The organism is Novosphingobium sp. B-7 (assembly GCF_000410615.1).
Lineage (GTDB): Bacteria > Pseudomonadota > Alphaproteobacteria > Sphingomonadales > Sphingomonadaceae > Novosphingobium > Novosphingobium capsulatum.
Window position 1 is genome coordinate 1 of record NZ_APCQ01000683.1, and the last position, 5275, is coordinate 5275.

At 59.3% G+C, this 5275-nt stretch carries 5 protein-coding genes and 2 pseudogenes; 1 reads left to right on the plus strand and 6 read right to left on the minus strand.

Features of this window, described 5'->3' with window-relative positions:
* Window positions 1-63: 63 nt before the first annotated feature.
* The 3 genes and pseudogenes from H926_RS34515 to tet(G) form a co-directional block, all read right to left on the minus strand.
* Window positions 64-249: pseudogene (locus tag H926_RS34515) on the minus strand (DUF3363 domain-containing protein); the annotation flags it as partial.
* Window positions 186-1109 carry a LysR family transcriptional regulator gene (locus tag H926_RS34520; protein WP_028657710.1) on the minus strand — a complete coding sequence of 308 codons (924 nt, stop codon included), beginning with the start codon at window positions 1107-1109 and terminating at the stop codon, window positions 186-188. The pseudogene H926_RS34515 and the gene H926_RS34520, both read right to left, overlap by 64 nt.
* Before the next feature lie 89 nt (window positions 1110-1198).
* On the minus strand, window positions 1199-2374 hold the full coding sequence (gene tet(G) / locus H926_RS0107125; protein WP_001257840.1) for a tetracycline efflux MFS transporter Tet(G): 1176 nt from the start codon (window positions 2372-2374) through the stop codon (window positions 1199-1201).
* Between the two features lie 103 nt (window positions 2375-2477).
* On the opposite strand from tet(G), the gene tetR(G) reads away from it, so the two are divergent.
* The gene (gene tetR(G), locus H926_RS0107130) at window positions 2478-3104 is read left to right on the plus strand and encodes a tetracycline resistance transcriptional repressor TetR(G) (RefSeq protein ID WP_000163574.1); all 627 of its coding nucleotides are present in this window, start codon (window positions 2478-2480) and stop codon (window positions 3102-3104) included.
* On the opposite strand, the pseudogene H926_RS34065 reads toward tetR(G), so the two are convergent.
* From H926_RS34065 to H926_RS0107145, 3 genes and pseudogenes are all read right to left on the minus strand, one after another.
* Window positions 3101-3217, minus strand: a pseudogene (locus tag H926_RS34065) (DUF3363 domain-containing protein); the annotation flags it as partial. The gene tetR(G) and the pseudogene H926_RS34065 overlap by 4 nt on opposite strands.
* A gap of 93 nt (window positions 3218-3310) precedes the next feature.
* Complete coding sequence (locus H926_RS0107140; RefSeq protein ID WP_000214125.1) at window positions 3311-4525, minus strand: chloramphenicol/florfenicol efflux MFS transporter FloR2; 1215 nt, start codon at window positions 4523-4525, stop codon at window positions 3311-3313.
* A 216-nt stretch (window positions 4526-4741) separates the two neighbouring features.
* A partial coding sequence (locus tag H926_RS0107145) for a DUF3363 domain-containing protein (RefSeq protein WP_022675690.1) occupies window positions 4742-5275 on the minus strand: 534 nt, incomplete at its 5' end.

The following is a 5275-nucleotide window of genomic DNA, read 5'->3' on the forward strand; positions in this document are numbered from 1 at the left end:
GATTTTTGCAACAGAGCCGAATAGAGCATTGATCCTATAGCGCCGGTCCTATCTGCCCGCGCAGACCTTGCTGCTGAGCTGGCGGTTGATGACCGGCCGCCACGGGACAAGGGTGCATTTATGGCTCTTTTCAACCACAGCGAACTGGCTGCTGGATAATTGTACGGTGCCGGTGGACTTGTCGCTCACGCCTTCGCTATCCGTGGTAGTATCGAACGGTAGTCCGTGCAGACCTTCCGGCCCATGTCGTTGGCGAGGCTGAGCAGGTTGCGAAGCGCCGCGCTGCGATTGGACGGCGACCAGACAGCCGAGAAGGCGACCGGCTCCGGCTCGTCGGTGAAGGGCAAAAAGACAATGCCGTTTGTCGGCAACAGCGCCGTGGCCGCGCCGACGATGGTGATGCCAAAGCCCTGTCCGACCAAAGACAAAAGGGTGCCACGCCCCACGTCGAAGCGCAGGATCGACGGCGCAGGCCAGCGCTCGGCATGGCGTAGCACGATATGGCTATGAACCTGCGGTCCAGTGCCGCCATGCCGGACAAGGAACGTCTCGCCTGCCAAATCGGGCCATGTGACGGCTGACCGCTTGGCGAGCGGATGCCGTTCCGGTAGCACCGCCAAGAGCGGTTCGGTCCATGTGCGACGGGAATGGCAGTCGGGTGGTTGGGGCGTGCCCGCGACGAACGCCACGTCCAACCTGCCGGCGCGAAGCTGCACCACCGCTTCACGGGCCGGGCCTTCGGCGATCTCGACTTCAACATCGGGGTAATCCTTGCGGTATTGGCCGATCAGCTTTGCGAGGAAGCTATGCGGAATCAGGGCATGGATACCGATACGAAGCCGGCCGCTTTCTCCGGCTGCCGCCATGCCGGCGGTTTTCACCGCATGGTCGAGTTGGTCAATACCTACGGCTATCCGCTCGACGAAATGGCGTCCGGCCTCGGTCAGCCGAACGCCGCGCGCATGACGCTCGAACAAGAGGATGCCGAGGTCTTCTTCCAGTGCCTTCACGCGGGCGCTGACGCTGGACTGTGCAACGCCGAGCGCGTTGGCGGCGTGACGGAAGTTGAGATATTCGGCGACAGCGAGAGTGTGAACTAAGGTCATCATTGGCACTCGCCCCGAAAGGAGATGATTGCTCAACAGATTTAATCCGTCATTTCTCCTAAGTCTACGCATGCCAAATCGCCATGACTAAATCACAATGAAGTTGCGAATGGTCTGCGTAGTATTGGCAGACATATTAAATAGAGGATCGCGCCGACAATCCAAACCCAACCGTTCCATGCCCCGGCGGTGGCAGAATAGAGTGCTGTGAAGCCAAGCGGTCCTGCGATAGAGCTTAGATTGGTGAGGCTCGTTAGCGTTCCTTGCAAAGCCCCTTGCTTGTTACTGCTGACATTGTTTGAGAGCATTGCCTGCAAGGCCGGCATGCCAACACCCCCGGCGGCAAGCAGCAACAGAATCGGGAACACCATCCATCCCTGCGTGGCAAAAGCCAGAAGAACGAAGCCAGTCGCATCCGCAGCCATGCCAAACAGCAGCGTGCGCCGCTCTCCAAGCCGGCTTGAAAGCGGGCCGGTAACAAACGCTTGGAAGATCGCATGTGTTGCCCCAAACGCCGCGAGCGACAAACCAACGGTCGCGGTGTTCCACTGAAAACGGTCCTCGCCATATATGACCCATAGGGCTGCAGGCACTTGGCCGATCAGTTGAATAATGAAGAAAACTGCGAAAAGCGCACCTAGCCCGCGCAATGCATCATCCAGCCGTAACAGAACGAATGGTTTGATGCGAACCGGCTTTCCGGTCCCGCCATGGCTGTGATGAGTCTCCTTGAGGAAAATGCAGGCAAGCAGGAACGCGAACCCGTTGAGAAGGGCGGCGGCGATAAACGGGGCATGAGCAGAGATACCACCGAGCATGCCACCAAGTGCTGGCCCGGCAATCATGCCCGCCCCATAACAGGCCCCCATGTAGCCGAACCAGCGTGCGCGAGAACCTTCCCCCGTCGAATCGGCAATGGTTGAGGCTGCTACAGCTCCGGTTGCGCCCGTGACGCCGGACACGAGTCGGCCGATATAGAGCACCCATAAGACCGGCGCTGATGCCATAATCGTGTAATCGACTGCGGCTCCTGCAAGAGAAGCCAGAAGTACCGGACGCCGACCGTAAGAATCCGAAAGCTGTCCAAGCATGGGCGCGAAGACGACCTGCATCAATGCATAGAGCGACAGCAAGGCACCATAGTGTCCAGCGACCTGCTCTGCTGGCACAAGCTCACGCAGAAGCGTCGGAAGGACGGGCATGATGAGGCCGAGACCCATGGCGTCAAGACCCACGATCAGCAGGGCAATGATGGCAGAGCTGCGCACCTGAAACTCCAGCGCCGCTCAATGGAGCGACTTTATCAACGATAAGGAGATGGACATAGAACTTATCGGTGATAAATTGTCAAGCACTGGCGAAGGAACGTGAATGACCAAACTGGACAAGGGCACCGTGATCGCGGCGGCGCTAGAGCTGTTGAACGAGGTTGGCATGGACAGCCTGACGACGCGGAAGCTCGCTGAACGCCTCAAGGTTCAGCAGCCTGCGCTTTACTGGCATTTCCAGAACAAGCGAGCGCTGCTTGATGCGCTCGCCGAGGCGATGCTGGCGGAACGCCATACCCGCTCGCTACCCGAAGAGAATGAGGACTGGCGGGTGTTCCTGAAAGAGAATGCCCTGAGCTTCAGAACGGCGTTGCTCTCTTATCGCGACGGCGCGCGTATCCATGCCGGCACTCGACCGACAGAACCGAATTTTGGCACCGCCGAGACGCAAATACGCTTTCTCTGCGCGGAGGGCTTTTGTCCGAAGCGCGCCGTTTGGGCGCTCCGGGCGGTCAGTCACTATGTGGTCGGTTCCGTTCTCGAGCAGCAGGCATCTGATGCCGATGAGAGAGTTCCGGACAGGCCAGATGTGTCCGAGCAAGCACCGTCGTCCTTCCTGCACGATCTGTTTCACGAGTTGGAAACAGACGGCATGGATGCTGCGTTCAACTTCGGACTCGACAGCCTCATCGCTGGTTTCGAGCGGCTGCGTTCATCTACAACAGATTAGAGGCTTATGCCCCTTTGCCGCCCCAACTGCCACGACACCGATCCGCTTTGCACGATGCCCATGACCTCACGGCCGAGCTGGCGGTCGATGACCGGCCGCCACGGGACAAGGGAAATGAGCGGTATCTTGCCAGACAGGATACCGCCATTCACGAGGTTTCGAAGATTATTGCGCCGCATCGGAGCGGGCTTGCTTCCAGTCGTCGGCTAGACGACTGGCGACTTCTCGGTGGCAGCATCACGGGATCGAAGGAGCGCCAGCCCCAACGACACCAGCACTGCCATTGCCGTGGCGTAACAAATCACGGGCCACGCTGTATCGCCGTTTAACAGCGTCACCGCCAATGTCCCGACGATACTGACTATCAGGCTTTGGATGCAGAAGTAGAACGCAACCGCTGATCCAGCGATGTCGTCGAACTGCGCAAGTGCGCCGTTGGCGGTAACGGACACCGTGAAGACAATGCCGACCGCGACAACCCACATCGGCAGGATGAAGCTGAAAAATGACGGCGATCCGAAAAGTTGGCCGATCCCCAACAGGATCGCGCCGGAAACGAGCAACGCCATCCCGCGCGCTACGCATCCCGCGATACCCCATTTGGCAACGAAGGACTTTGCGAAGCGGGTTGTCGTGACCATGACCAGCGCGACAGTCGCGAAGGCCAAGCTAAATCCGATCTCGGAATAGCCGGCTTGGCCTATGAGAACACGGGGGGCTGTCGAGAAGAAAACGAAGAATGTGCCCATGCCGGCACTAAATCCGACCGTGTAAACCCAAAAGGCCGGACTCGCGAAGATCGGCAAAACAGATCGTTGCGTTCTGGCCTGATCCAACGGTCGGGTTTCATGCCACCTGAAACTGGCGTTCAAGAGTGCGAGCGAAGCCAGTGCAGCCAGTGTGATGAAGATCGCCTGCCATCCCCAAAACTCGCCGATCAGCGCACCGGCTATAGGGCCGAGCGCAGGCACGAACGCCAGCATCGAACTGAAAAGGCCGTAGATGACGGCACCTTCGGGACGATTGGCATATACGTCGCGCACGGTCGCGAAGGTGGCCACCAGCATGGCCGATGCTCCAACAGCCTGAACCAGACGAAACGCAACAAAGGCTAATGCAGTTGAAGAACAAGCCGCTCCCAGAGACGCAGCAACGAAAGCCGTTGCGCCTACAAGCAGGATCGGCCGTCGCCCGACGCGATCGGAGAGTGGCCCAAAGATCACTTGGCCCACACCGAGCATCACCATGTAGAGGCTCAACGTGAGTTGGATTATGGATGGAGTCGTGTTCAGGACGCCCGGCATCGCCGGAACGACTGGAAGATAAATATCCATCGCCAGCGAGGCGAGGATGTCGAAGGGAGCCATAAGCAGCAAGGCTGCCGGCAGCGTATAGGCCCACGCGGGGCGTGTGGTGGTCATGACGAATCAACCGCTCGATTAAGGATACCGGGCAGCGTCTGCTCGTCAGCAATCAGATGGGATTGGTCTTACAGAGCGCCGCAACAACAATTCTGATGTTGCGGCTTACTTGTCTGCTGACTTGGAATTTCCCATGCTGATGGCTCCACGATTACGAAATTGAATAGCAGCTCTTATCGAATTAGTTGTTGCGTTGCAATGCGGTATCGTTGGCTCCTATAGCCCCAACCCCCGCTGCCGCCCTAACTGCCACGACACCGAACCGCCCTGCATGATACCCGCGACCTCGCGGCCGAGCTGGCGGTCGATGATCGGCCGCCACGGGACAAGGGTGAACTCGTGGCTCTTTTCCACGATGGCGAACTTGCCGCTCGTTAGCTGGACAGTCCCGGTGAACTTGCCGCTGACACTCTCACCATCCTTGGCGGCGCGGAACGGCAGCGCCTTGCCCTCGGCCATCTCCGCACCGGCGCGCGCAACTTCCCGCTCGCGCAGGGTGGCGAGAAGATTGCGCCGGTAGAAGATTCGGCCGTCCCTGTTGCGCGTGGCGTCGCGCTGTTCGATATGATGCTCGCGGCGCTGGTCCATGGCTTCGCGGACCTGTTGCCCGAAGCCGGTCGGCGCAAGGTCGGCCGTTTCGCCATGGACCAATCGCCGGTCCAGCCATGTCGCGCAGTCCGAACGTATCTGCCTTTGCAGATCAACCGGGGAAAGCACGCGAACGCTGGCCTGCCGGCTCTGTTGCAAAGA